Source organism: Streptomyces sp. NPDC037100, from assembly GCF_055606225.1.
The window spans coordinates 216,904-240,732 of record NZ_JBVJSX010000002.1 but is presented as its reverse complement, the minus strand read 5'-3'; the positions used below and the strand labels follow the sequence as shown (position 1 = coordinate 240,732).

Sequence of the window (23,829 nt, the reverse complement as noted above, 5' to 3'; positions counted from 1 at the left end):
ACCATGAGCCAGACCCCGGACAGTGTCGTCCGTACGTACATCGAGGGGCACCGCGCCGCCTTCCTCGACGACCTCGCCGAGTGGCTGCGCATCCCGTCGGTGTCAGCCCAGCCGGACCACGCGGCCGACGTACGACGCAGCGCCGACTGGCTCGCCGCCAAGCTGAAGGAGACCGGCTTCCCGACAGTCGAGGTCTGGCCGACCCCGGGCGCCCCCGCGGTCTTCGCCGAGTGGCCCTGTGACGACCCGCAGGCGCCCACGGTGCTGGTCTACGGCCACCACGACGTGCAGCCCGCCGCCCGGGAGGACGGCTGGGACAGCGAACCCTTCGAGCCGGTCGTACGCGGCAACCGCCTCTACGCGCGCGGGGCGGCCGACGACAAAGGCCAGGTGTTCTTTCACACCCTGGGCGTCCGCGCCCACCTCGCCGCCACCGGACGCAGCAACCCGGCCGTGCACCTCAAGCTGATCGTCGAGGGCGAGGAGGAGTCCGGCTCCCCGCACTTCCGGGCCCTGGTCGAGCAGCACGCCGGGCGGCTCGCCGCCGACGCCGTGATCGTCTCCGACACGGGCATGTGGTCCGAGGACACCCCCACGGTGTGCACCGGCATGCGTGGCCTCGCCGAGTGCGAGATACGCCTGTACGGCCCCGACCAGGACATCCACTCCGGCTCCTTCGGCGGCGCGGTGCCCAACCCCGCGACGGCCGTAGCCCGCCTGGTCGCCGCCCTGCACGACGAGCACACGCGCGTGGCGATCCCCGGCTTCTACGACGGCATGGTCGAACTCACCGACCGTGAACGCGAACTCTTCGCCGAACTGCCCTTCGACGAGCAGCAGTGGCTGCGCACGGCCAAGTCGAACGCCACCCTGGGGGAGGCCGGCTTCAGCACCCTGGAGCGGATCTGGGCCCGACCCACCGCGGAGGTCAACGGCATCGGCGGCGGCTACCAGGGCCACGGCAGCAAGACGATCATCCCCGCCTCCGCCTTGGTGAAGCTCTCCTTCCGCCTGGTGGCAGGCCAGGACCCCGGCCATGTGGAGAAGGCCGTCCGCGCTTGGGCCGAGCAGCAGGTGCCGCCCGGGATCCGCTGCGACATCACCTTCAGCGGAGCCACGCGCCCGTGCCTGACGCCGCTGGACCACCCCGCCCTCCAGTCGGTCACCCGCGCCATGGGCCGTGCCTTCGAGCAGCCGGTCCGCTTCACGCGCGAGGGTGGCTCCGGCCCGGCGGCGGACCTCCAGGACGTCCTCGGCGCCCCGGTGCTCTTCCTGGGCATCTCCGTCCCCTCGGACGGCTGGCACGCCCCGAACGAGAAAGTCGAACTCGACCTGCTCCTCAAAGGCGTCGAGACCACCGCGTACCTGTGGGGTGACCTCGCCGAGAACTGGCGCCATGAGACCTGAGCGTCCCGTTCCGTCCGGGCCGGCCACGCACGCGGGGCACACTGGAAGCGCCGCCCCGCACCGCCCGAGCCCGCCGGACCCGGTCGCCCCCTGCCGTACGTCCCGCTGAACCACCCGCCGAACCCGACCGTCCCACCGGGGAGTTGGAAGCACCCGTGACCACCTGGACCGACCACAACGCCGACCGCCCCATCTCGCTCACCGCCCCGAGCGGCATCGACCGGGCCGCCCACCACCGGCTCGACGAGGCCTGGCTCGCGGCGGCGTGGAGCCACCCCACGACGCGCTGCTTCGTGGTCTCCGGCGGGCAGGTCCTCATCGACGAGACGGCGGACGGGCGCACCGAACTCGTCATGACCCCCTCCTTCGAAGCTCCCCTCACCGAGGCACACCGCTACTTCCTGGGTATCGACGAGGACGGTGTCAGCTACTTCGCCCTCCAGAAGGACTCTCTGCCCGGACGGATGGACCAGTCCGCGCGCCCGGCCGGCCTGCGCGAGGCGGGCGCCCTGCTGTCGGCCCGCGACGTGGGCCTGATGGTGCACGCGGTGGGACTGGAGAACTGGCAGCGCACGCACCGTTTCTGCTCGCGCTGCGGCGAGCGCACCCTCATCGCCGCCGCCGGACACATTCGGCGCTGCCAGGCCTGCGGCGCGGAGCACTACCCGCGCACGGACCCCGCCGTGATCATGGCTGTGACCGACGAGGACGACCGCATCCTGCTCGGCCGCCAGGTCCACTGGCCCGAGGGCCGCTTCTCGACGCTGGCCGGTTTCGTCGAGCCCGGCGAGGCCATCGAGCAGTCGGTGCGCCGCGAGGTGCACGAGGAGGTCGGCATCAGCGTCGGCCAGGTCGAGTACATCGCCAGCCAGCCCTGGCCCTTCCCGTCCAGCCTCATGCTGGGCTTCATGGCCCGGGCCACCTCGACCGAGATCGAGGTCGACGGCGACGAGATCCACGAGGCCCGCTGGTTCTCCCGGGAGGAACTGCACGCCGCCTTCGAGTCCGGCGAGGTGCTCCCGCCCTACGGCATCTCGATCGCGGCGCGCCTGATCGAGCTCTGGTACGGCAAGCCGCTCCCGACGCGGAGCGTCGTCTGACCTCGTCGGCGCGCCCGCCGTCGGTATGAGAGAAGGCGGCTCCTGAGCTTCCTCAGGAGCCGCCTTCCCTGCACGGGCACGCGGCGACTAGGCGCCGATCTTCTGCTTCACCTGAGCCAGCGAGGGGTTCGTGAGCGTCGAGCCGTCCGGGAACAGGACGGTGGGCACCGTCTGGTTTCCGCCATTCGCCTTCTCCACGAAGGCGGCGGACTCCGGGTCCTGCTCGATGTTGATCTCGGTGTACGCGATGCCCTCGCGGTCCATCTGGCTCTTCAGCCGGCGGCAGTAGCCGCACCACGTGGTGCTGTACATCGTCACAGTGCCCAGCATGTCTCTCGTGCTCCTTCGGTGGCTCGGGGCGGGTGGTCGCTGTGGTGGAACGTATGTGAAAGGTCCACCATTCCCGGCCCAGGGGCCCAGCCCCACGTGACGCCTGCCGCATTGGTACGACTATCAGTGCCTGCCTGTGGACAACCGGCGCAGCCGTCTCGCGCGACCTGGCAGCATGGCGGTGTGACAGCAGCAACGCACTCCACCCTGTTCCCGCAGGCACCGGACTCCGCCGACGCCGTGCTCGAAGGGCTCGACCCCGAGCAGCGCGAGGTGGCCACGGCCCTGCACGGTCCGGTGTGCGTCCTGGCGGGCGCGGGCACGGGCAAGACCCGGGCGATCACCCACCGCATCGCCTACGGGGTGCGCGCAGGCATCCTGCATCCCTCCAGCGTCCTCGCCGTCACCTTCACCGCCCGCGCCGCCGGAGAGATGCGCGGCCGGCTGCGCCAGCTCGGCGCCGCCGGCGTCCAGGCGCGTACGTTCCACTCGGCCGCCCTGCGCCAGCTCCAGTACTTCTGGCCGAAAGCGATCGGTGGCTCCATGCCCCGGCTCGTCGACCGCAAGATCCAGCTCGTCGCCGACGCGGCGGCGGCCTGCCGCATCCGACTCGACCGTGGCGAGCTACGGGATGTCACCGCCGAGATCGAATGGTCCAAGGTCACCCAGACCGTCCCCGCCGATTACGCGCCCGCCGCCGCCAAGGCCGGCCGTGAGTCCCCGCGCGACCCCGCCGAGATCGCCCAGCTCTACGCCGCCTACGAGGACGTCAAGCGCGAGCGGTCCGTCATCGACTTCGAGGACGTGCTGCTGCTGACCGTGGCCGTCCTGCAGGACCGGCACGACATCGCGGAGCAGATCCGCACTCAGTACCAGCACTTCGTGGTCGACGAGTACCAGGACGTCAGCCCCCTCCAGCAGCGCCTGCTCGAACTGTGGCTGGGTGAACGGGACAACCTGTGTGTGGTCGGTGACGCCAGCCAGACGATCTACTCCTTCACCGGAGCCACCCCCGACCATCTGCTCGACTTCCGCACCCGCCACCCCGGTGCCACCGTCGTCAAGCTGGTCCGTGACTACCGCTCCACCCCCCAGGTCGTCCACCTCGCCAACGGCCTGCTCGCCCAGGCCCGGGGCCGGGCCGCCGACCACCGCCTGGAGCTCGTCTCCCAGCGCGGCCCGGGGCCCGAGCCGGTCTACTGCGAGTACACCGACGAGCCCGCCGAAGCGGAAGGCGCGGCCCGCCGGATCCGGGAGCTCATCGATTCGGGGGTCCCGGCTTCCGAGATCGCGATCCTCTTCCGTACGAACGCGCAGTCCGAGACCTATGAGCAGGCCCTCGCCGACGCCGCGGTGCCCTACCAGCTGCGCGGCGCCGAGCGGTTCTTCGACCGTCCGGAGGTGCGCAAGGCCGGCATCGCCCTGCGCGGCGCGGCCCGCTTCGGCGGCAACGACTCCCTTCTCGACGATGTCGTCGACCTGCCCTCGCAGGTGCGCGCCGTCCTGTCGGGAGAGGGCTGGACGACCCAGCCACCAGCCGGCTCCGGTGCCGTCAGAGAGCGCTGGGAGTCCCTGGCCGCCCTGGTGAACCTGGCCCAGGACTTCGCCGCCGCCAAACCCGGCGCCACCCTGGCCGACCTCGTCGCCGAACTGGACGAACGAGCGAACGCCCAGCACGCCCCCACCGTGCAGGGCGTCACCCTCGCCTCCCTGCACTCGGCCAAGGGCCTGGAATGGGACGTCGTCTTTCTGGTGGGTGTGGCCGAGGGCATGATGCCGATCACCTACGCGAAGACCGACGAACAGGTCGAGGAGGAGCGCCGGCTTCTTTATGTCGGGGTCACCCGCGCGCGAGAACACCTCCATGTCTCCTGGGCGCTCTCCCGCTCGCCCGGCGGCCGTCCCAACCGCCGTCCCAGCCGTTTCCTCGACGGACTGCGCCCGGGCTCGACGGCCACCACGGGCCGTGCCACTTCCGGCGGGGCGGGCGGAATCGAGCGTGGAATTTCCGGAACCAGGGATTCCGCCCCGAGGCGGACCCAACGAGTTCCCGCCCGCTGCCGGGTCTGCGGTCGCACGCTGACGGACGCGGGCGAGATGAAGCTGATGCGCTGCGACGACTGCCCCTCCGACATGAACGAGGGCCTGTACGAGCGGCTGCGCGAGTGGCGGGCCGACCAGGCACGCAGCAGTGGCCAGCCCGCCTTTTGCGTGTTCACGGACAGGACGCTGATGGCGATCGCCGAGTCCGCCCCCGACGACGAACGCGAGCTCGCCCGCATCCCGGGCGTCGGGATGCGCAAGCTCAACCGCTACGGGGCCGACGTACTGGCCATCTGCGCAGGCCAGTCTGGCGCACAGAGCACGGATCGGGACTGACACGAACTCGTCGAAAAAACAGTTTGCGCATGCCCCAGCAATCCCCATAGGTTCTTAGGCACGAGAGCAGCGGCCTTCTCGGAGGCGCTGATTCCGTGTTGTACTTGCATATCCGTCGGACTGGTTCACCCAGTCCCCCGAGACGCCGAGAGGAGGCGAGTCCAGTGATCAGCATCAACACCAGCTCCGTCAGCATCGTGAAAATGACCGATCGCTCGGCCGTCTCCGCGTGCATGCTCGGCGTTTCGAACCTGGGCACCGGTCTGTCCGGCATTCGTGCCGTCCTCCCGGCGTCCTCCTCCGTTGCTCCCGCGGGCCTTCCCGTCCGTGAGCGCGATGAGCGACCGACCAAGGCACTGGAAGCGGCAGTAACGGCACAGGCACAGGCCTATGCCTTTACGGCGACCGGTGCCGGATTCCGGAAGCAGACGACGCAGCACCACCAGATGTGGGCCTTCCGTGGGCCAGAACCCTGGAGTCATCCAGCCTGATCGCCGATCAGGCCGGCGCCTTCAGGGCCGCGGAACCCCATCCGGGATCCGCGGCCCTTCTGTTTGTCCCTGAACAGGGATGACGGACCGAAGGAGCCTCGGGACAAGAAAAGAACCCGGTACCACCACCCCCCGGCCAACAGGCCGGAACGACCTGACGAGGAAGCCCAACCGTGCAACTCGAAGCGCACGCCCCGTCCGTACCGCCTTCCGGCACGATCCCCAAGCCCGGCTCCACGGAGGACCCCGCCTTGACCCCGCTCACCGCGCTCACCGCGCTCGACGACGCCATCGAGAACCTCGGCGTACCCGTCCCGTGCCGTTCCTACGACCCGGAGGTCTTCTTCGCCGAGTCGCCCGCGGACGTCGAGTACGCCAAGTCCCTCTGCCGCACCTGCCCGTTGGTCGAGGCCTGCCTCGCCGGTGCCAAGGAGCGGCGTGAGCCCTGGGGCGTCTGGGGTGGCGAGCTGTTCGTCCAGGGTGTCGTCGTCGCCCGGAAGCGGCCGCGTGGCCGCCCGCGCAAGAACCCGGTCACGGCATGAACACCGCAGGAACAATCGACCGTCCCTTCACGCACGACCCCCAGAAGCAGGCCCCGATGAAGCCGTCCACTAACGAGCCCGCCGGCTCGGCGACCCAAGACTTCACCATCAGCGGCGCGAAGGACTCGCGTCAGAACAGGACCCGAGAGATGCAACTCATCCCAGAAGCCATGGCTCGCGCGCATATGCGCGAGCGACTGCAAGAGGCGGAGCGGGATCGCCTGGCCGTGCGCCTGGCGTCCGCCCGCCGGATGCAGCGCAGGGCGGAGCGCGCCTCACGGCGTGCCCGCCGGGCGCTCGCCATGGCGGTCATGCAGTAATCCGCTGCACCTGAAGCGGGGGCTCTCCGGCTCATAACACCGGGCTGCGACCGCCGACCTCTCACCGCGGGGGCCGATCCGTACCGAACGGACCGGCCCCCGCGGCGCGTTGTCCGCCCGAGAGAGCGCACGCACGGCGCCTGCCTGGTCTGCGCACGGCGCCTGCCTGGTCTGCGTGTGGTGCCCGCCGGGCCGGGGTGCGGTACCCGCCGGGCCGGCGCGGGTGTGCTGACCGAACCCTGGGCTTGGCGCCATCGAGCCGATGGGGCGTCCCCCGGGGCGTGTGACTGCCGCATTGCCGGGTGCGGAGATATCGTCGCCGGGTGAGTAGTCCTCCTGGAGGCAGCGACGGCGGTCCCGCCGCGGAACCGCGGCGCTTCGCCTGCGCGCGCTGCGGCACATCGGCCGAGGTCCTGACCGAAGGCCCACCTCTCACCTGGACGTACTCCGTGGAGGACGGCGCCCTTCGCCACTACTGCGAGGCATGCTCCCGGGAGAACCTCAGATCCATCGAGGGGCGCCTGGATTCGGGCTGGTGGTGAAGCCCGCGGCCGGCACTCAGGCCTGCGCCACCGCCTCCTCGCCGTCCGCCGGATCCTCCGGGACGAACCCCGGCAGCCACTCCTCCAGCTCCTCGCGCAGCCGCACCGTCGCCCCCAGCTGGCACAGCACGCCGATCGTGCTCAGCGTCACCCGGTGGATCAGCAGATAGGACGGGGGCAGGTTGAGCTGCTTGCCGAGCTGGTAGGCCGGGGAACGGGGGTCGGCGACTCGTGCCGCCTGGCTGCGCATCCAGCCCCGGGTGAAGGTGAACTCCTCGACCTGGGCCGGCTCGATGATCGGCAGCAGGTAGTCCATGACGGCGTCCGGGTCCAGCTCTATGGTCTCCTTGACGAACCCTTCCGCGCAGAGCAACTCGTAGACCGCCTCGGCCTCACCGTCGAGGGTCATCCGCAGGGACTCGCCGATGGTGGCCGGCAGGCCACCCGGGAGCCGGTCGACCGTGCCGAAGTCCAGCACGCCCAGGCGCCAGTCGTCCTCCCCTTCCGGGCCGCCGGGCAGGAGCCGGAAGTTGCCGGGGTGGGGGTCGGCGTGCAGCAGGCCCGTGCGGGCGGGGCCGGAGAACAGGAAGCGGGCCAGAAGCTGACCGGCACGGTCGCGCTGTTCCCGGGTGCCGTCCGAGATGATCTCCGACAGCGGGATGCCGTCCATCCACTCGGTGACCAGGACCTGGTCGGACTGGTGCACCACCTGCGGCACGACCACGTCCGGGTCGTCCGTGAACTCCTCCGCGTGGGCCTGCTGGGCCTGGGCTTCCAGTCCGTAGTCCAGCTCCTCCGAGACGCGGTCCTTCAGCTCTGTGAGCAGGGGCTTGATGTCCATGCCGGGAATCAGCGGGCCGAGCAGGCGGGAGAAGCGGCTCAGCTGGTTCAGATCCGACAGCAGGGCCTCGCCGGCGCCCGGGTACTGCACCTTGACGGCCACCTCGCGGCCGTCGTGCCACACCCCTCGGTGGACCTGGCCGATCGAGGCCGCCGCGGCGGGCTTGTCCTCGAACTCCAGGAACAGCTCGTGCCAGCCCTCGCCGAGCCGCTCCGCGAGCACCGCGTGCACGGCCCGGGTCGGCATGGGCGGCGCCGCCTCCTGGAGCTTGGTCAGCGCGGCCCGGTAAGGGCCGGCCACCTCCTCGGGCAGCGCGGACTCGAAGACGGACAGGGCCTGGCCGAACTTCATCGCGCCGCCCTTGAGCTCACCCAGCACCTTGAACAGCTGGTCCGCCGTGCGCTGCTGGAGTTCGCGGCCGACGAGCTCAGCGGATTCACCGACGATCCGCTTGCCGAATCCCCAGGTCGCCCGCCCGGCGATGCCGAGCGGGAGCGCGGCGAGCTTGGCGGTCCGGGTAACCGCCTTCCGGGGAAGATCAGACATGCGCCCTCCAAGTCCCAGCCGGCCGCTCCGCCTCTGCCTCACGGCACTGCTCCGACGGCCGTTGCACAGCCATTGTCTCGTGTGGCTCCCCGTCCTCCGAGAGGTGCTCCCCTTTTCCTCTCTTCGCCGCTGCGCACGGGCATGCCGGATGCGCCCTGACCGGCCGCGCACGCCAGTGGAGATCAGGCACGGAGCACTCCCAGCGTGCCCCGGCGCTGGAGGGGGCCCGGCCGTCCAGGAAAGCGAGTGCGTGGGCGGCCGCGAGTCCGGCCACGGCCATGGCCAGCGTCAGGTCGCAGGGCGGCACCTGCCGCTGTTTGCCGGAGCGCCACTGGGCGACCAGACGCGGCCAGGTGGGGTCCCGGTCGGCACGGTCCTCGTGCAGGCATCCCGCGCATCCCGTCTCGCCGGGCAGGACGAGAGGACCGACCACGCCGGTGCCCTCCACGACACCGGCGTACAGATGGGGTGTCCCGGAGGCCATATACGGCTCTGCGGCGGCCGGGTCGGGCGCGTGCACGGCGACGTCGTCCCGCGGGGCGAGGATCACCAGTGAGAATCCCGGGTCGCCATCCTCTGGGCCCGCCTGCGTCGTCGCGCGGCGCGGCGGCCGGTCGGGGGCAGCCCGGCGCACGGCACGGCGGGCCGACTCGTCTCTGCGGTCGCCGACGGCATCCGGGGGAAGCCCGCCGGGCGCCACGTCCCACGGCTCCACACGGCCGCCGTCGGTCACGTCCACCCCGCCCACGCCGGCACCGGCCAGGAGCGAGGCCAGCACGGCACCCACCCGGCCCGCGCCTCGCACCTGCACGCGCTGCGAGCGCCGAGCGGCCAGCTGCCCTATCGCGTCGCCGGGGGACGATGCCGTCAGGGAGAGGGAGGCCAGGTCGGGGCGCAGCCGGTCGAGGACCTCCTTTTTCTTCCGCAGCGCGTCAGCGGCCGGCCCGCCGCCGCGGGCGTCGTCCAGCAGCCCGGCCTCGGCGAGCCCACGTACCAGCTTGTCGACATGACCGTCGGGCAGGTCCATGCGGCGCCCCTCCTCGCGGAGCAGCTCCAGCCCCCGCGTGCCGTTCAGCAGGTCGAGGAAGCTGCCCGTCGCCAGGTCCACCGGGCCGAGCGTCATCGCATGCGCCGGTGTCATCCCGAACTGCACGGTGTTGAGGTCGCGCCAGCCGCGCCTGAGCGCGGGTTTCACCATCGGATGCATGACAGGCCCCCGTATGCCGTAGATCGTCCCCGTACGCCGGTGGAGCGAGCGTGCTGGCCCGGACCGGCCTCGCCATCGCTTCGCCGACGAGACCCAGCATGCCCAAACCCGCCGCCGACTGCTGAAAGTTGTCCACAGGAGCGGGCATTCGTCGTACAAACCCCGGAGCGGGGTCGCACCTATCCCGCGGCCGGGTCGCACCTATCCCGCGGCGGGGTCCCGCCAACTCCCGCGGCGGGGTCCCGCCAATTCCCGCGGCGGGGCCCCGCCAACTCCAGCGGCCGGCTCTCCTCAACTCCAGCGGCCGGGTCCCGCCGATCCAGCGGCCGGGTCCGACCAACACCGGGGCCAGTTCGCACCAGGACGGTGGCCGGCTCATGCCACCCGACGGCCCGCTCACACGATCAGGCGACCGTGTCGTACAAATCCGGCAACCGGGTCGTACCCGTCCGGCGGCCGGTGGGCGCGGCGGCACCGAAGCGTCCCCGAGTCGGGACTTCCCCGTGTGCAGCGGGTAACGTCGGGGCGTGCCCGCCGACCCACTGCACCGCGCCGGAACCACACAGCGCAGCACGACGAGCCAGCCGCCGAGCGGCTCGAGGTCGAGCGCGATCGAGGTCCGCAGGAGTGCCCGCCGACGCAGAACGGTCTCCGCGTACCGCGAGGGCGATCGCACCGTGGTGCTCATCCCCGCCCGGATGTCCGAGGCGGAGGAACAGCGCTGGGTGACCGTCATGCTCGACAAGCTGGCCGCCCAGGAGAGCAAGCGGGCCCTCGGCGACGCCGAGCTGGCCGAGCGAGCCCGGCGTCTTTCGGACCAGTACTTCGAGGGACGGGCCCGGCCCGCGTCGGTGCGCTGGGTGACCAACCAGAACACGCGCTGGGGTTCCTGCACCCCCGCCGAGGGCAGTATCCGCCTCTCGCACCGCCTCCAGGGCATGCCCGAGTACGTCGTCGACTACGTCCTCGTCCACGAACTCGCGCATCTGCTCGTTCCCGGACACGGACCACGCTTCTGGGAACTGCTGGAGGCTTATCCGCGCACGGAACGGGCCCGGGGATACCTCGAAGGCGTGGTCGCCGCCGAGCGGTTGCCCCATGTACCCGGCGCAAGGAGTGACGGCCCCGCGGAGTGACCGACCGCTTTCCGCGAGCGAACGGCCGATACGGCGGAGCGGGCGTTGTGTACCGGCTCTGTACCGACCTCGTCCGGTGTCCGATTTTGCCGTTAGCCTGGCGCGACGCACTCACGTTCTGGATGGGGGACGGTCGTTACGCATGGCCAGGGAATTCCAACGCGGCCACAAGGCCAGGATCAGTGACCTCACCGCGGGTACGGATCTGTACGTAGGTGTACAGATCGCCGGCCCCGGACTGAGCTTCGACATCAGCTGCTTCGGCCTCGACGCCGACGAACGGCTCTCGGACGACCGGTACTTCGTCTTCTTCAACCAGCCGAAATCCCCCGAGGAGTCCATTCAGCTCCTGGGCGCCCAGGCGGGCGACACCGAGTCCTTCCGGGTGACGCTCGACCGGATCCCGTCGCAGATCCAGAAGCTGTCCTTCACGGCGACGATCGACGGCGCCGGCCAGATGTCGCAGATCGCCTCCGGATACATCCGTATCGTCGCGGGCGGCGAGGAGGTGGCGCGCTACTCCTTCAACGGCTCGGAGTTCTCCACCGAACGGGCCGTGATGCTCGGCGACTTCTACCTGAAGGACGTCTGGCGGTTCGCCGCCGTCGGGCAGGGCTTCGACGGAGGGCTGGACGCGCTGCTGAAGAACTTCGGCGGCGAGGTTGCCGAGGAGGAGACGCCGGCACCGGCCCCGCAGCAGCCGCAGGCCGGCGCCGCGCCGGGCTTCGCCCCGCCCGCGTTCGGTGTCCCCGCCACTCCGGAACCCGCGCCCGCCCCCGCACCCGCGGCGGCTCAGGCCCCCGCACCCGCGGCGCCTCCGGCCCCCGCGCCCCAGCCCGCCGCGCAGGGTTTCGCGCCCCCGCCCGGCCCCACCCCGCCCCCGGCGCCCCAGGTGCACGCCGCCCCGACCATCGTCGCGCCCTTGCACACCCCGCCCGGTGGCTCCCCGGTGCCGCCCCCGGCCCCGGCGCCCGCGCCGTACGGCCAGCCCGGCCAGCAGCCGCCTCAGTACGGCCAGGTCCCCGGCCAGACGGCCCCGCCGCCTCCCGGCTACGGCCAGCCCCAGGCACCTCATGCGCCACAGGCCCCCCACGCCCCGGCCCCGCCCCCCGGCTATGGCCAGCCCACGCCGCCCCCGGGTTACGGCCAGCAGCAGCCGCCGTTCGGGCAGGCCCCCTACGGAGCGCCGCAGGGCGCCGCGCAAAGCGCTCCCCAGGGCCCCGGCGTATCCGCCGCGCTCCAGCAGTTCAAGGAGACCCCCACCGGGCAGCGCTGGACGCAGCAGAACAAGAAACTCGTCCGCGTCGACCTCGGCATCGGCGGACAGCCCGTGCTCGCCCGGCAGGGCAGCATGGTGCTCTACCAGGGCAAGGTCGACTTCAGCTACAAGGGCGCAGGCTTCTCCGGCCGGATCGTGGGCAACGCGACCGGCCAGGAGATGCAGCTGATGCGCTGTACGGGTCAGGGCCAGGTGTTCCTCGCCGAGAACTCGACCATGCTGCACCCCCTGGAGCTGCAGGGCGACGCCGTGTGCGTCTCCGCCGAGAACGTCCTCGCGTTCGACGAGAGCCTCACCTACGAGGTCCGCCGCATCGAGGGCCACGGCATCCCCGGCGGCGCACTGTTCACCATGCAGTTCCAGGGCACCGGCACCGTCGTCGTGAAGACGCACGGCACGCCCGTGGTGCTGCCCGTCACACCCACCACGTTCGCCGACTGCAACGCCGTGGTCGCCTGGTCGGCCGCCGCCCAGGTCGTCGTCTCCAGCCAGGTGCGGATGCGCCGTAACGCCTACCCCGGTGACACGGGGGAGAGCGTCAACCTCCAGTTCCGGGGAGCGCCCGGCAACTTCATCGTCGTCCAGCCGTACGAGGTCTGAGGGAGCCCGTCATGACACAGCAGCTCGCGGGCCACGCCCCCGCACCCGTCACCGCGCGCATGGAGAACCACGGCAACCACATGCTGAAGGTCGCCATGCAGACCGGGAACGACCTCCTCGCGCGCGTGGGGTCGATGGTCGCCTACGAAGGGTTCGTGCAGTACGAGCCGAACCCGCCGGCCGTGCGTCAGATCGCCAAGGACTGGATGACCGGTGAGGGCGCGCCCCTGATGAAGTGCTCCGGCGACGGCCTGCTCTACCTCGCCGACTACGGGGCGAACGTCGTCGTGATCAACCTCAACGGCGACGGCATCTCCGTCAACGCCACCAACCTGCTCGCCTTCGACGCCCACCTCACGTGGGGCGTGGAGCGGGTCAAGGGCCTGGCGAAGTTCGCCGGGCAGGGCCTGTGGAACACCAAGATCTCCGGACAGGGCTGGGTCGCGCTGACCTCCCGGGGCAAGCCCATCGTCGTCGACTGCGGAGGCGGCGAGGACGAGACCTACGTCGACCCCGACGCGCTCGTCGCCTGGTCCCCGAACCTCAAGGTGAAGGGCAAGCGCAGCTTCCGGGCCCAGTCGCTGATCGGCCGCGGCAGCGGCGAGGCCTACCAGATGGCCTTCTCCGGTCAGGGCATCGTCGTCGTCCAGCCCAGCGAGGACAGCACCGACCGACTCCGGGTCCGGGGCTGAGGGGGAGCCACACGTCATGCAGAGCCCGATTTTCGCCTACAACGACCAGCAGACCCAGGAACGCTGGAGCCTGCAGAACAAGCAGATGCTGCGCGTCCACCTGGACGGCCACGACGACGTCCTGGCCCGCAAGGGCACCATGGTCGCCTACCAGGGCCTCGTCGAGTTCGACGCCGAGTTCCAGAGCAACCAGCAGTCACGCGCGCGTGCGCAGACCGGTGAGGGCCTCGACCTGATGCGCTGCCACGGGCAGGGCACGGTCTACCTCGCCAACCTCAAGCAGCACGTGCACGTCATGGAGGTGGACCAGGACGGCCTCACCGTCGACAGCAGCTACGTGCTGGCGATGGACTCCTCCCTGCACCACGAGGTCATCGCCGTGGACAGCCTGTACGGCATCTCCGGCTCGGGGAAGTACCAGCTCAACATCACGGGCCGGGGCAAGGTCGCCCTGATGACCTCGGGAATGCCGCTGCTGCTCCAAGTGACGCCCGACAAGTACGTCAACTGCGACGCCGACGCGATCGTCGCCTGGTCGACGAGCCTGCGGGTGCAGATGCAGGCCCAGACGCACTCCTCCGGGGTGTGGCGGCGCCGGGGCAGCACCGGAGAGGGCTGGGAGCTGAGCTTCATGGGCACCGGCTACGCGCTCGTCCAGCCCAGCGAGCTGCTGCCGCCGCAGGGCGCCCAGATCGGCTCGGGCCTCGCCGCGCAGTACGGCATGGGCCAGCAGGGGGCGCGCGGGCAGAACCAGGGCAACGTCTGGAGCTGATCGCTCCGCGGGTTCGGCCGACTCGGTTCGGGCGGTGTGCGGCCTCGCCCAGGCCGCGAGCCGTCTGTGCTCGTTCGCGCAGTTCCCCACGTCCCCTCGGGACGCAGCCCCCTGCCGTGATCGAACGTGAGGGGCGGCCGCCGGTGCGGCCGCCCCTCACCCAGGTTCACGCCGAGAGCCTCGCGCGAGTCGCCGCCAGCAGCTGCACGACCGACTCGTCCGCCACGTCCGGCACCTCGTCGTAGCCGAACCAGCGCACGTCGAGCGACTCGTCGCTGATCGCGTGCGCGGCGTCCGGCGGGGCCACGACCGCGTACTGGACGTCGAAGTGGCAGTGGCACGGCGGCGGGATCGGATGCCGGTCCAGGCGCACCGGTCCGCCGGGCAGCAGGGAGAGGCCCGGGACGCCGGACTCCTCCGCCGCCTCACGCAGGGCCGCGTCCGCCAGAGACGCGTCGCCCGGCTCGCAGTGGCCGCCCATCTGAAGCCACATCCGCAGCTTCTTGTGCAGGGTCAGCAGCACCCGGCCGCCCTCGGGGTCGATCACCAGGGCACTCGCCGTGATGTGGCCCGCGTGGCAGGCCTTCCACAGACCGTCCGGGTGCTCCGCCAGGTGGTCCAGATAGGCCTGGCGCAGCTCCGCCTGGTCCTCGTACCCCTTCAGCACGAGGACCGCGTCGTCATACAGGCTCACCCGGCGTCGTCGCCCCTGTTCTCGTCCTCGCCGTCGTCCTTCTTCCTGAGGTCGGGCTTGTCCGCCGCCTCGCCGAGCATCTTGTCCAGCTCGGAGAAGTCGATCTGCTCGCGGTGCACGAAGCCGTCCGGGTCGTCCAGGTCGGTCGCCGTCGGCAGCATGTCCGGGTGGTGCCACACGGCGTCCCGGCCGTCGACACCGCGCGCGTCCGTGAGCGAGGCCCACAGACGGGAGGCGTCCCGCAGACGACGCGGGCGCAGCTCCAGGCCGATCAGCGTGGCGAACGTCTGCTCGGCCGGACCGCCCGACGCGCGACGGCGGCGCAGTGTCTCGCGCAGCGCGTCGGCGGACGCCAGACGGGGCTTGGCGGCGGCGTGCACCACCGCGTCCACCCAGCCCTCCACGAGTGCCAGAGCCGTCTCCAGACGGGCCAGGGCGGCCTTCTGCTCGGGCGTGTCCTCCGGCTGGAACATGCCCTGCTGGAGGGCTTCCTGCAGCTGCTCCGGGTTCTGCGGGTCGAACTGGCCGACCACGTCCTCCAGCTTGGCCGTGTCGACCTTGATCCCGCGGGCGTAGCCGTCGACCGCGCCGAACAGATGCGAGCGCAGCCAGGGCACGTGCGCGAAGAGGCGCTGGTGGGCGGCCTCGCGCAGGGCGAGATACAGCCGCACCTCCTCCTGGGGGACGCTCAGGTCCTTGCCGAAGGTCTCGATGTTCACCGGCAGCAGCGCGGCCTTGCCGGCCGGGCCGAGCGGCAGGCCGATGTCGGACGAGCCGACGACCTCGCCGGCGAGCACGCCGACGGCCTGCCCGATCTGCGTGCCGAACATGGCCCCGCCCATCGAGCGCATCATGCCGATCAGCGGGCCGGCCATGGCCTGCATCTCCTCCGGCAGGACGTCCCCCATGGCGGTGCCGACGCGCTCGGCGACCGGGTCGACCAGCTCCTTCCAGGCGGGCAGGGTGGCCTCGACCCACTCCGCGCGGCTCCAGGCCACCGCGGAGGCGGCGCCGGAGGGCAGGGACGTGGCATCGTCGAGCCACAGGTCGGCAAGACGGACGGCTTCCTCGACGGACTTGCGGTCGGCGGGGCCGACGCTGGCGTCCTTGGTGCCGTCAGGACTGCCCTGGGAGACCGTCTGGCGGGCGATCTGCTTGGCCATGTCCCAGTTCACCGGGCCGCCCTCGTAGGAGAGCATCTGGCCCAGCTGCTGGAACGCGGCGCCCAGGTCGGTGGGGTTCAGCGACCCGAACATGGCTGCGAACGGATTGTCCGCACCGGGGCCAGGGCCACCGGGGCCTGAGCCGAAGCCACCGGCTCCGGGCAGGCCGCCGAAACCGAACGGGTTGGCCGGTCCCTGACCACCACCGCTCTCCTGGTCCTTCTTCTTGCCCTCGTCGCCGTCGTCCGGCTCCTCCGGCGGAAGGCCGAATCCGAATGGGGTGTCACTCACGGGATTCCTCGGCTGGTAGGGCCGCCGGTTCTTTCCGGCGGCACGGCTGCCCGACAACACCACCCAGCGTAGACATCCGGGGCGGATCGGGCCTCGGTGCTTCGCCGACTGACGGCCTGCGGCAGGATGGATGCCACCTGGTACGCACGCGTCGGACGCGCTCGTACTGAAGACAACCGCTGGAGACGCCCGGTGAGTTCCCCAGATCCGCAGGTTCGCGCAGCGCGAAACCAGTCAACCAGTTCCGCGAGTCCCGCCGCGCGCGGACCCGTCGTCGCGGTCACCGGCGCCGCGTACGGCGTCGGAGCCCTGCTCACGGAGCAGCTGGCCGCATCCGACGAGGTCAAGCAGGTCGTCGCCATCGACGAACGGCGCGGCGAGTGCGCGGCGGCCCAGTGGCACATCCTGGACGTGCGGGATCCGGCCATCGCGGACAAGCTGCGCGGGGCCGACGTGGTGGTGCACCTGGCGCTGGATCTCGATCTGGAGACGGACGCAGCCGCCCGAACGGCCTACAACGTACGGGGGACGCAGACCGTCCTGACGGCCGCCGCGGCTGCCGGAGTGCACCGGGTCGTGCTGTGCACCTCGGCGATGGTCTACGGGGCGCTGCCCGACAATGAGCTGCCGCTGTCGGAGGACGCCGAGCTGCGCGCCACGGCCGAGGCGACCGGCGTCGGCGACCTGCTGGAGATCGAACGGCTGGCGAGGCGCGCGCCCCGGGCCCACCCGGGGCTCAACGTCACCGTGGTGCGGCCCGCCGTGCTGGTGGGCGGAGGCACGGACACCGCACTGACCAGGTACTTCGAGTCGCCCCGGCTCCTCGTCGTCGCCGGGTCGCGGCCCGCGTGGCAGTTCTGCCACGTCGAGGACCTGTGCAGCGCGCTGGAGTACGCCGTTCTGGAGAAGGTCGACGGGGAACTGACCGTCGGCTGTGACGGCTGGCTGGAGCAGGAGGAGGTCGAGGAGCTCAGCGGGATCCGGCGGATGGAGCTGCCGTCGGCGGTCGCGCTGGGTGCGGCGGCGCGACTGCACCGCATCGGGCTCACACCCTCCCCGGCCGGGGACCTGGCGTACACGATGTACCCCTGGGTGGTGAGCGGCAGCCGGCTGCACGACGCCGGGTGGCGGCCGCAGTACACCAACGAGGAGGTGCTGGCGGAACTCCTGGAGGAGGTCTCCGGCCGGCACACGGTCGCCGGGCGGCGGCTGGGCCGCAAGGACGCGACGGCCGCGGGTGCGGCTGGTGCGACGGTGGCGCTGCTGGGTGCGGCGGCGGTGGTGCGGCGGGCGCGGAAGGCGCGGCGGCGGATCTGAGGGACGCCTGTGCGGGAGCGCCGCTGAAGGCCGCCCCTGGAGGAGGCTCCAACGCGTACGCGCGCGTGCCGGTCGATAGCTCTATTCCGTGCCGTCGGTCGCGTGCGGCACGATGGAGGCATGGCAACCACGAATGATCACCCCGGTGAGCAGGCCGCGCAGGACCCGATCAAGCTGATCGGGATCCGGGACTCGGCTCTCTCCCTGGACGAGGTGTTCCGGGCCGTCGGGGACGACGCGGCCGGAGGTACCGCGCTCTTCGTGGGAACCGTGCGGAACCACGACGGGGGCGCCGATGTCGACGAGCTGGGGTATTCCTGCCACCCCAGCGCCGAGGCCGAGATGCGGCGCATCGCGGAGAAGGTCGCCGCCGATTTCCCGGTGCGGGCCCTGGCGGCTGTACACCGTGTGGGGGACCTGCGGGTCGGGGACCTCGCCGTGGTCGTCGCCGTCTCCTGCCCGCATCGCGGAGAGGCCTTCGAGGCCTGCCGGAAGCTGATCGACGACCTCAAGCACGAAGTGCCCATCTGGAAACACCAGAAATTCTCCGACGGCACAAATGAATGGGTCGGCGCGTAGCGCTGTCGTTGGGGGGTGGTGGTCGGGTGACGGGAGGGCGGGTCGGCGCGTAGCGCTGTCGTTGGGGGGTGGTGGTCGGGTGTCGGGAGGGCGGGTCGGCGTGTAGCGCTGTCGTTGGGGGGTGGTGGTCCGCCCGCCGCGTCGAGCGCGCCCTCCGGCGACGGGTGAGTGCCTGCTGATCCCGGCAGTCGGTTTCCGGTTGCGTAACCGCACCCCTGGCGTGAGCGTTGTCACTGCGGATCGTTAATCTGCTGATCAGTCAGTTGCGGATGCTCATCGGGGTTGGAGGTCGGCATGGCGGCGCTCGCCTGGTTGCTGATTCCGCTTGTGGCTGCCATCGGCGCGGGGCTCTGGGGCAGTTGGGCCCACAGGACCCGCAAGGTCCGTAACGACGGCCCGGAGCTCACCGGCTACGCCCGCTTCCGCGAGGCCATGGAGAAGCCCCGCCCTGGGGCCTGACGGCCGAGGAAGCAGCAGGTCACAAGCGTTGTGGAGGGCAGGGCCGCCCCGGACGGGCGGCCCTGACGGTGCGCTGACAGGACCGTCCCGTACTGTCGACTCATGCCACGCCGCACCGCGACGATGCTCGCCTCCACCCTGATGCTGATCGCGCTCCTGTGCGCGGGAGTGTTCATCCCCGTGCCTTATTCGGAGATGTCCCCGGGGCCGACGGTGAACACGCTGGGCGATCACGACGGCGAGCCGGTGCTGCAGATCGCGGGCAGGAAGACCTACGCGACCAGTGGCCATCTGAACATGACGACGGTCCGGGTCACGAGCGCCGACTACCGGATGAACCTGGTCGAAGCCGTCTACGGCTGGCTCGCGCACGACAACAAGGTCGTGCCGCACGAGACGCTCTACCCGGACGGCAAGACCGAGGAGCAGTCCACCCAGGAGAACGCCGAGGAGTTCAGCCAGTCCCAGGAGAGCGCCAAGGTCGCCGCCCTGAAGCAGCTGGACGTTCCGGTGAGGTCCTGGGTGATCGTCTCCACGGTCGTCAAGGGGTCTCCCGCCCAGGGCAAGCTGCACGCGGGGGATGTGATCAAGGCCGTCGACGGTACGGCGGTGAAGGAGCCGGACGACGTCGCGAAGCTGGTCACCAAGCACAAGCCGGGCGAGCAGGTCCGCTTCACGATCGTGCCGGCCAAGGAGCAGGCCGCCGCGGAGAAGGAGAAGCGGACGCCGACCAGGACGCAGGACATCACCATGACCACCACGACGTCCGACGACACCGGTGAGAAGCGTGCCATCGTGGGGATCTCCGCCGGGACCGACCACACGTTCCCGTTCACCATCGACATCAAGCTCGCGGACGTCGGCGGGCCGAGCGCCGGGCTGATGTTCGCGCTCGGCATCTACGACAAGCTCACCCCGGGCAGCCTGACCGGGGGCACGTTCGTGGCCGGCACCGGCACGATCGACGATGCCGGCAAGGTCGGGCCGATCGGCGGCATCGAGATGAAGACCGTGGGCGCGCGGGCCAAGGGCGCGAAGTATTTCCTCACGCCCGCCGACAACTGCGTTGCCGCCGCCAAGAACACCCCCGACGGTCTCACCCTGATCAAGGTGGGCACCATCAGGGACGCCCTGGGAGCCCTGAAGGACATCCGCGGCGGCGACACCGCGGATCTGCCGAAGTGCGGTAAGTAGGCCGAAGCGCGGCGCGTAAGCGGCCGGAGGACCAAGGGCCCGGAAAAGCCGGGCCCCGCGGTCCGTGGTCCTCGGCGGTCGCTACTCCTCGAACGTCGCCGCCAGCGCCTCCGCCAGCCCCGGGACCAGGTCGGAACCGGTCAGGACCTCGGTGGGGGAGTCCTTCTCGCGCAGCCGCAGGGCCGACTCACGCGTGCCGTCGCGCAGGACCGCGACCGTCATGCGGACCTCCTGGCGGTCCGGGTGGTCCGCCACCCACTTCGTGAGGGCGGCCTCGCTCAGACCCTGCGGAACCTGCGCCTCCGCGGACGGCGGCAGCATCAGGCGCTCCACGGCGAGGGCGCAGCCGGCCACCGCGTCGGGCCAGGCGATGGTGGCGAGGAACTCGTCGAGCGGCTTGCCCGTTGGCACTTCGTCCTGCTCGATCGGGGTGAGGCCGGAGTTCTCCGACTCGTCCCCCAGACCGAGCCGGTCCGCGAGCGAGGGCTGTTCGGCCCGCAGCCGTGCGGTGTCGACGAGGGCGAAAAGGCGGGCTGGCTGGTCCCAGCCGAGGCCGGAGACGTACTCGTCGATCTCGAGAACGGCCCGGGTGAGCGGGTTCGCAGCCATGGGAGTGTTGGACATGGTCACAATCCTGCCTCGTTCCCGGCCGGAATCGGGAACCGAGTAAACGGTGAGTAAGTTGCATAGGTGGGGGCCCGCGATCACGGGGGCCACGTACGGTCCGTGAAGACGCGGGCCTGACGAATCAACAGCGAACTTCGAGGTGCGCACCTTGGCTTTCCAGATGCCGGACCGCGGCGGAGGCCCTTCGGGGCCGCGGATCAGAGTGGGCCGCCCGTCCCGGCGTGTCCGGACCCTGCTCATGACGTTGGGCGTCCTGGCCGTTCTCGGCATGGCGTTCACCATGTTCGCGGGCTTTTGGACGGACTGGCTCTGGTACCGCTCGGTGAACTACTCCTCGGTCTTCACCACCACGCTGTGGACCAAGATCGGGCTCTTCTTCGTCTTCGGCCTGCTCATGGCCCTCGCCGTCGGCTTCAACATCTGGCTGGCGCACCGGCTGCGGCCGCCGCTGAGCGCCATGTCGATGGAGCAGCAGAACCTCGACCGCTACCGGATGGGCATCGCGCCGTACAAGAAGTGGCTGCTGTTCGGGATCACCGCCCTGGTGGGCCTGATCGCCGGCGCCTCCGCCTCCGGCCAGTGGCGGACGTGGCTGATGTGGGTCAACGGCGTGCCCTTCGGCCAGAAGGACCCGCAGTTCAAGCTGGACGTCTCCTTCTACGCCTTCGACCTGCCCTGGTACCGGTTCCTGCTCGGCTTCGGCTTCGCCGCGGCGATCCTGTCAGTGATCGCCGCCGCGCTCACGCACTACCTGTACGGCGGGCTGCGCGTCACCAGCCCCGGCGCCCGCGCCACGGCCGCGGCCACCGGGCACCTGTCGGTGCTCATCGGCATCTTCGTGGCCCTCAAGGCGGTCGCGTACTGGCTCGACCGGTACGGACTCGCCGTGAAGTCCAGCGACTTCCGGGCGACCGACAACTGGACGGGCCTGAGGTACGTCGACGCCAACGCCTACCTGCCGGCCAAGACGATCCTGTTCTGCATCGCCGTCATCTGCGCCCTGCTGTTCTTCGCCACGATCTGGCGGCGCACGTGGCAGCTGCCCGTGATCGGCTTCGGCCTGATGGTGCTCTCCGCGATCCTCATCGGCGGCCTGTACCCGGCGATCGTGCAGAAGTTCCAGGTCCAGCCGAACGAGCAGGCCAAGGAAGCGCCGTACGTCGAGAAGAACCTCGAGGCCACGCGCAAGGCGTACGGCATCGACGGCACCAAGGTCACCGACTACTCGGGCACGAGCAAGACCGAGGACAAGACCACCCTGCGCGACGACGTCCCGTCCACGGCGAGCATCCGGATCATGGATCCGAACATCGTCTCGCCGACGTTCCAGCAGCTCCAGCAGATCAGGAACTACTACGCGTTCCCGACCAACCTGGACGTCGACCGCTACGCCAAGGACGGCAAGGACCAGGACACGGTCATCGGCCTGCGTGAGCTGAACCTCGCGGGCATCCCGAAGAAGAACTGGATCAACAACCACTTCCGGTACACCCACGGGTTCGGAGTGGTCGCTGCCGAGGGCACCAGCGCCGACGCCCAGGGCCGTCCGAACTTCACCGAGTCCGACCTGCCCTCCGAGGGTGACCTCGGTACGTACGAGCAGCGGATCTACTACGGCGAGAAGACCGACACGTACTCGATCGTCGGCGGTCCCCAGAAGGAGATCGACTACTCCGACGACAACGGCGAGAAGACCACCAGCTACAAGGGCGACAGCGGGGTCAACCTCTCCAACTCGGTCAACCGGGCCGCGTACGCGGTGGCGTTCGGCGAGCCGCAGATCCTGTACTCCGGCGCGATCGGGGACGGTTCGCGGATCCTGTACAACCGCACGCCCAAGGAGCGCGTCGAGGCCGTCGCCCCCTGGCTGACCATCGACGGCGACGCCTATCCGGCGGTCGTGGACGGCCGGATCCAGTGGATCGTCGACGCGTACACGACGACGAACGGCTACCCGTACTCCTCGCGTACGACCCTCGGCGACACCACGGCCGACTCGCTGACCGCCACCAACGACAACCGCGCGGTGGTGGCCCAGCAGAACCAGGTCAACTACATCCGCAACTCGGTGAAGGCGACCGTCGACGCGTACACCGGCCAGGTCAAGCTCTTCCAGTGGGACACCAAGGACCCCGTCCTGAAGACCTGGATGAAGGCCTTCCCGGACACGGTGGAACCCAAGAGCGAGATCTCCAAGTCGCTCATGGACCATCTGCGCTATCCCCAGGACCTGTTCAAGGTCCAGCGGGAGCTGCTCACCCGCTACCACGTGAAGGACGCGACGACGTTCCTCAGCGGCAGCGAGGTGTGGCAGGTGCCGGACGACCCGACGAACCGGTCGGGCAGCGCGGTGCCGCCGTACTACCTGAGCATGAAGATGCCCGACCAGAAGGCGCAGGCGTTCTCGCTGACGACGACCTTCACGCCCAACGGCCGGGACAACCTCAGCGCGTTCATGGCGGTCGACGCCGAGGCGGGCACCGGTGACTACGGCAAGATCAGAATCCTGAAACTGCCGACCAACACCACGGTCAACGGACCCAAACAGGTCCAGAGCCAGTTCAACTCCCAAGAGGACATCGCCGAGTCCATCAGGCTCCTGAGAGGCGGCGACTCCGAGGTCGAGTACGGCAACCTGCTGACGGTGCCGCTCGACGGAGGACTGCTGTACGTGGAGCCGGTCTACGTACGCGGTGGTGGACTGAAGTACCCGCTGCTGCGCAAGGTGCTGGTCACCTACGGAGGCCAGACCGCCTTCGAGAACACCCTCGACGAGGCCCTCAACAAGGTCTTCGGAGCCGACGGCCCGACCACCGAGCCACCGGACGAGGGCGATACGACGCAACCACCGCCGACGTCCGACAACCCGACGGTCCAACAGGCCCTGGAAGACGCTCAGAAGGCGTTCGACGAGGGTCAGGAGGCCCTGAAGGAGAACGACTGGGAGGCGTACGGCAAGGCGCAGAAGGACCTTGAGGACGCCCTGCAGCGGGCCGAGGACGCACAGTCCGAGGCGAGCCGGACAGGCGGTTCCGGGGGCGGCGAGAGCAAGCCCAGCGGCAAGCCGAGCGGCAACCCGAGCGGCAGTCCGAGTCCGAAGCCGAGCAGCTAGCGCCCTGGCCTGGTCAAATGCCCATCCCGCGCCGTGATACGGTTGTGAACACAACGGCGCGGGGTGGAGCAGCTCGGTAGCTCGCTGGGCTCATAACCCAGAGGTCGCAGGTTCAAATCCTGTCCCCGCTACTGAAGTCGCGATGTCCGAGTGACGGAGCGGCACCGAAGGCCCGGATTCCACAAAGGAATCCGGGCCTTCGTGATGTG

At 70.4% G+C, this 23,829-nt stretch carries 22 protein-coding genes and 1 tRNA gene; 17 read left to right on the top strand and 6 right to left on the bottom strand.

All coding sequences use genetic code 11. The features are described 5' to 3' along the window. Positions 1-3 precede the first annotated feature (3 nt). Together ACZ7EG_RS06245 and nudC are read left to right on the top strand one after the other, a co-directional pair. The gene (locus ACZ7EG_RS06245; protein WP_471073062.1) at positions 4-1,407 is read left to right on the top strand and encodes a dipeptidase; all 1,404 of its coding nucleotides are present in this window, start codon (positions 4-6) and stop codon (positions 1,405-1,407) included. 155 nt (positions 1,408-1,562) lie between these two features. After that, a complete protein-coding gene (nudC, locus tag ACZ7EG_RS06240) occupies positions 1,563-2,507 on the top strand; it encodes an NAD(+) diphosphatase (protein WP_471073059.1) in 945 nt (314 codons plus the stop codon). 87 nt (positions 2,508-2,594) lie between these two features. Here nudC and ACZ7EG_RS06235 read toward each other — a convergent pair whose 3' ends face one another. After that, entirely contained in the window at positions 2,595-2,837 is a 243-nt protein-coding gene (locus ACZ7EG_RS06235; RefSeq protein WP_003992805.1) for a mycoredoxin, read from the bottom strand. A gap of 126 nt (positions 2,838-2,963) precedes the next feature. Here ACZ7EG_RS06235 and ACZ7EG_RS06230 point away from each other — a divergent pair, with 126 nt between their 5' ends. From ACZ7EG_RS06230 to ACZ7EG_RS06210, 5 genes are all read left to right on the top strand, one after another. Further along, positions 2,964-5,216: an ATP-dependent DNA helicase UvrD2 gene (locus ACZ7EG_RS06230; protein ID WP_471073055.1), complete on the top strand. Its 2,253-nt coding sequence runs from the start codon at positions 2,964-2,966 to the stop codon at positions 5,214-5,216. Positions 5,217-5,380: 164 nt separating this feature from the next. After that, on the top strand, positions 5,381-5,707 hold the full coding sequence (locus ACZ7EG_RS06225; RefSeq protein WP_471073052.1) for a hypothetical protein: 327 nt from the start codon (positions 5,381-5,383) through the stop codon (positions 5,705-5,707). A gap of 173 nt (positions 5,708-5,880) precedes the next feature. Next, positions 5,881-6,249 (top strand): WhiB family transcriptional regulator, encoded by a 369-nt coding sequence (locus ACZ7EG_RS06220; protein WP_471073049.1) that lies wholly within the window; start codon positions 5,881-5,883, stop codon positions 6,247-6,249. Then, entirely contained in the window at positions 6,246-6,569 is a 324-nt protein-coding gene (locus ACZ7EG_RS06215) for a hypothetical protein (RefSeq protein ID WP_471073046.1), read from the top strand. The genes ACZ7EG_RS06220 and ACZ7EG_RS06215 overlap by 4 nt, the downstream gene beginning before the upstream one ends. 323 nt (positions 6,570-6,892) lie before the next feature. Beyond that, positions 6,893-7,111 carry a hypothetical protein gene (locus ACZ7EG_RS06210; RefSeq protein WP_471073043.1) on the top strand — a complete coding sequence of 73 codons (219 nt, stop codon included), beginning with the start codon at positions 6,893-6,895 and terminating at the stop codon, positions 7,109-7,111. A 16-nt stretch (positions 7,112-7,127) separates the two neighbouring features. On the opposite strand, the gene ACZ7EG_RS06205 is transcribed toward ACZ7EG_RS06210, so the two are convergent. Further along, the gene (locus ACZ7EG_RS06205; protein ID WP_471073040.1) at positions 7,128-8,498 is read right to left on the bottom strand and encodes an ABC1 kinase family protein; all 1,371 of its coding nucleotides are present in this window, start codon (positions 8,496-8,498) and stop codon (positions 7,128-7,130) included. Next, complete coding sequence (locus tag ACZ7EG_RS06200; protein WP_471073037.1) at positions 8,491-9,705, bottom strand: ThiF family adenylyltransferase; 1,215 nt, start codon at positions 9,703-9,705, stop codon at positions 8,491-8,493. The genes ACZ7EG_RS06205 and ACZ7EG_RS06200 overlap by 8 nt, the downstream gene beginning before the upstream one ends. A gap of 527 nt (positions 9,706-10,232) precedes the next feature. Here ACZ7EG_RS06200 and ACZ7EG_RS06195 point away from each other — a divergent pair. The 4 genes from ACZ7EG_RS06195 (at position 10,233) to ACZ7EG_RS06180 (ending at position 14,184) form a co-directional block, all read left to right on the top strand. Next, positions 10,233-10,841, top strand: a complete 609-nt coding sequence (locus ACZ7EG_RS06195; RefSeq protein WP_471073034.1) for a M48 metallopeptidase family protein — start codon at positions 10,233-10,235, stop codon at positions 10,839-10,841. A gap of 142 nt (positions 10,842-10,983) precedes the next feature. Then, positions 10,984-12,720, top strand: coding sequence for a TerD family protein (locus ACZ7EG_RS06190; protein WP_471073031.1), 1,737 nt, complete (start codon positions 10,984-10,986; stop codon positions 12,718-12,720). An 11-nt stretch (positions 12,721-12,731) separates the two neighbouring features. After that, positions 12,732-13,412, top strand: a complete 681-nt coding sequence (locus ACZ7EG_RS06185; RefSeq protein WP_031112077.1) for an AIM24 family protein — start codon at positions 12,732-12,734, stop codon at positions 13,410-13,412. Positions 13,413-13,428: 16 nt separating this feature from the next. Then, complete coding sequence (locus ACZ7EG_RS06180) at positions 13,429-14,184, top strand: AIM24 family protein (protein WP_471073028.1); 756 nt, start codon at positions 13,429-13,431, stop codon at positions 14,182-14,184. Positions 14,185-14,350: 166 nt separating this feature from the next. Here the strand turns inward: ACZ7EG_RS06180 and ACZ7EG_RS06175 are convergent, their stop codons facing one another. After that, entirely contained in the window at positions 14,351-14,878 is a 528-nt protein-coding gene (locus ACZ7EG_RS06175) for an NUDIX hydrolase (protein WP_471073025.1), read from the bottom strand. Beyond that, positions 14,875-16,332, bottom strand: coding sequence for a zinc-dependent metalloprotease (locus tag ACZ7EG_RS06170; protein ID WP_471073022.1), 1,458 nt, complete (start codon positions 16,330-16,332; stop codon positions 14,875-14,877). Before ACZ7EG_RS06170 ends, ACZ7EG_RS06175 begins: the two co-directional genes overlap by 4 nt. Positions 16,333-16,524: 192 nt before the next feature. Between ACZ7EG_RS06170 and ACZ7EG_RS06165 the strand changes: the two genes are divergently transcribed. The 4 genes from ACZ7EG_RS06165 (at position 16,525) to ACZ7EG_RS06150 (ending at position 19,881) form a co-directional block, all read left to right on the top strand. Continuing rightward, the gene (locus tag ACZ7EG_RS06165; protein WP_344458682.1) at positions 16,525-17,649 is read left to right on the top strand and encodes an SDR family oxidoreductase; all 1,125 of its coding nucleotides are present in this window, start codon (positions 16,525-16,527) and stop codon (positions 17,647-17,649) included. Positions 17,650-17,769: 120 nt separating this feature from the next. Beyond that, complete coding sequence (locus ACZ7EG_RS06160) at positions 17,770-18,228, top strand: molybdenum cofactor biosynthesis protein MoaE (protein ID WP_471073018.1); 459 nt, start codon at positions 17,770-17,772, stop codon at positions 18,226-18,228. A gap of 327 nt (positions 18,229-18,555) precedes the next feature. Next, complete coding sequence (locus ACZ7EG_RS06155; protein ID WP_471074917.1) at positions 18,556-18,687, top strand: hypothetical protein; 132 nt, start codon at positions 18,556-18,558, stop codon at positions 18,685-18,687. Positions 18,688-18,789: 102 nt separating this feature from the next. Beyond that, positions 18,790-19,881: a YlbL family protein gene (locus ACZ7EG_RS06150; protein ID WP_471073015.1), complete on the top strand. Its 1,092-nt coding sequence runs from the start codon at positions 18,790-18,792 to the stop codon at positions 19,879-19,881. 81 nt (positions 19,882-19,962) lie between these two features. On the opposite strand, the gene ACZ7EG_RS06145 is transcribed toward ACZ7EG_RS06150, so the two are convergent. After that, on the bottom strand, positions 19,963-20,505 hold the full coding sequence (locus tag ACZ7EG_RS06145; RefSeq protein ID WP_471073013.1) for a PPA1309 family protein: 543 nt from the start codon (positions 20,503-20,505) through the stop codon (positions 19,963-19,965). A gap of 163 nt (positions 20,506-20,668) precedes the next feature. On the opposite strand from ACZ7EG_RS06145, the gene ACZ7EG_RS06140 reads away from it, so the two are divergent. Further along, the gene (locus ACZ7EG_RS06140) at positions 20,669-23,620 is read left to right on the top strand and encodes a UPF0182 family membrane protein (RefSeq protein WP_471074823.1); all 2,952 of its coding nucleotides are present in this window, start codon (positions 20,669-20,671) and stop codon (positions 23,618-23,620) included. 57 nt (positions 23,621-23,677) lie between these two features. Further along, positions 23,678-23,751 (top strand) — tRNA-Met (locus ACZ7EG_RS06135). The last annotated feature ends 78 nt before the right edge of the window (positions 23,752-23,829 follow it).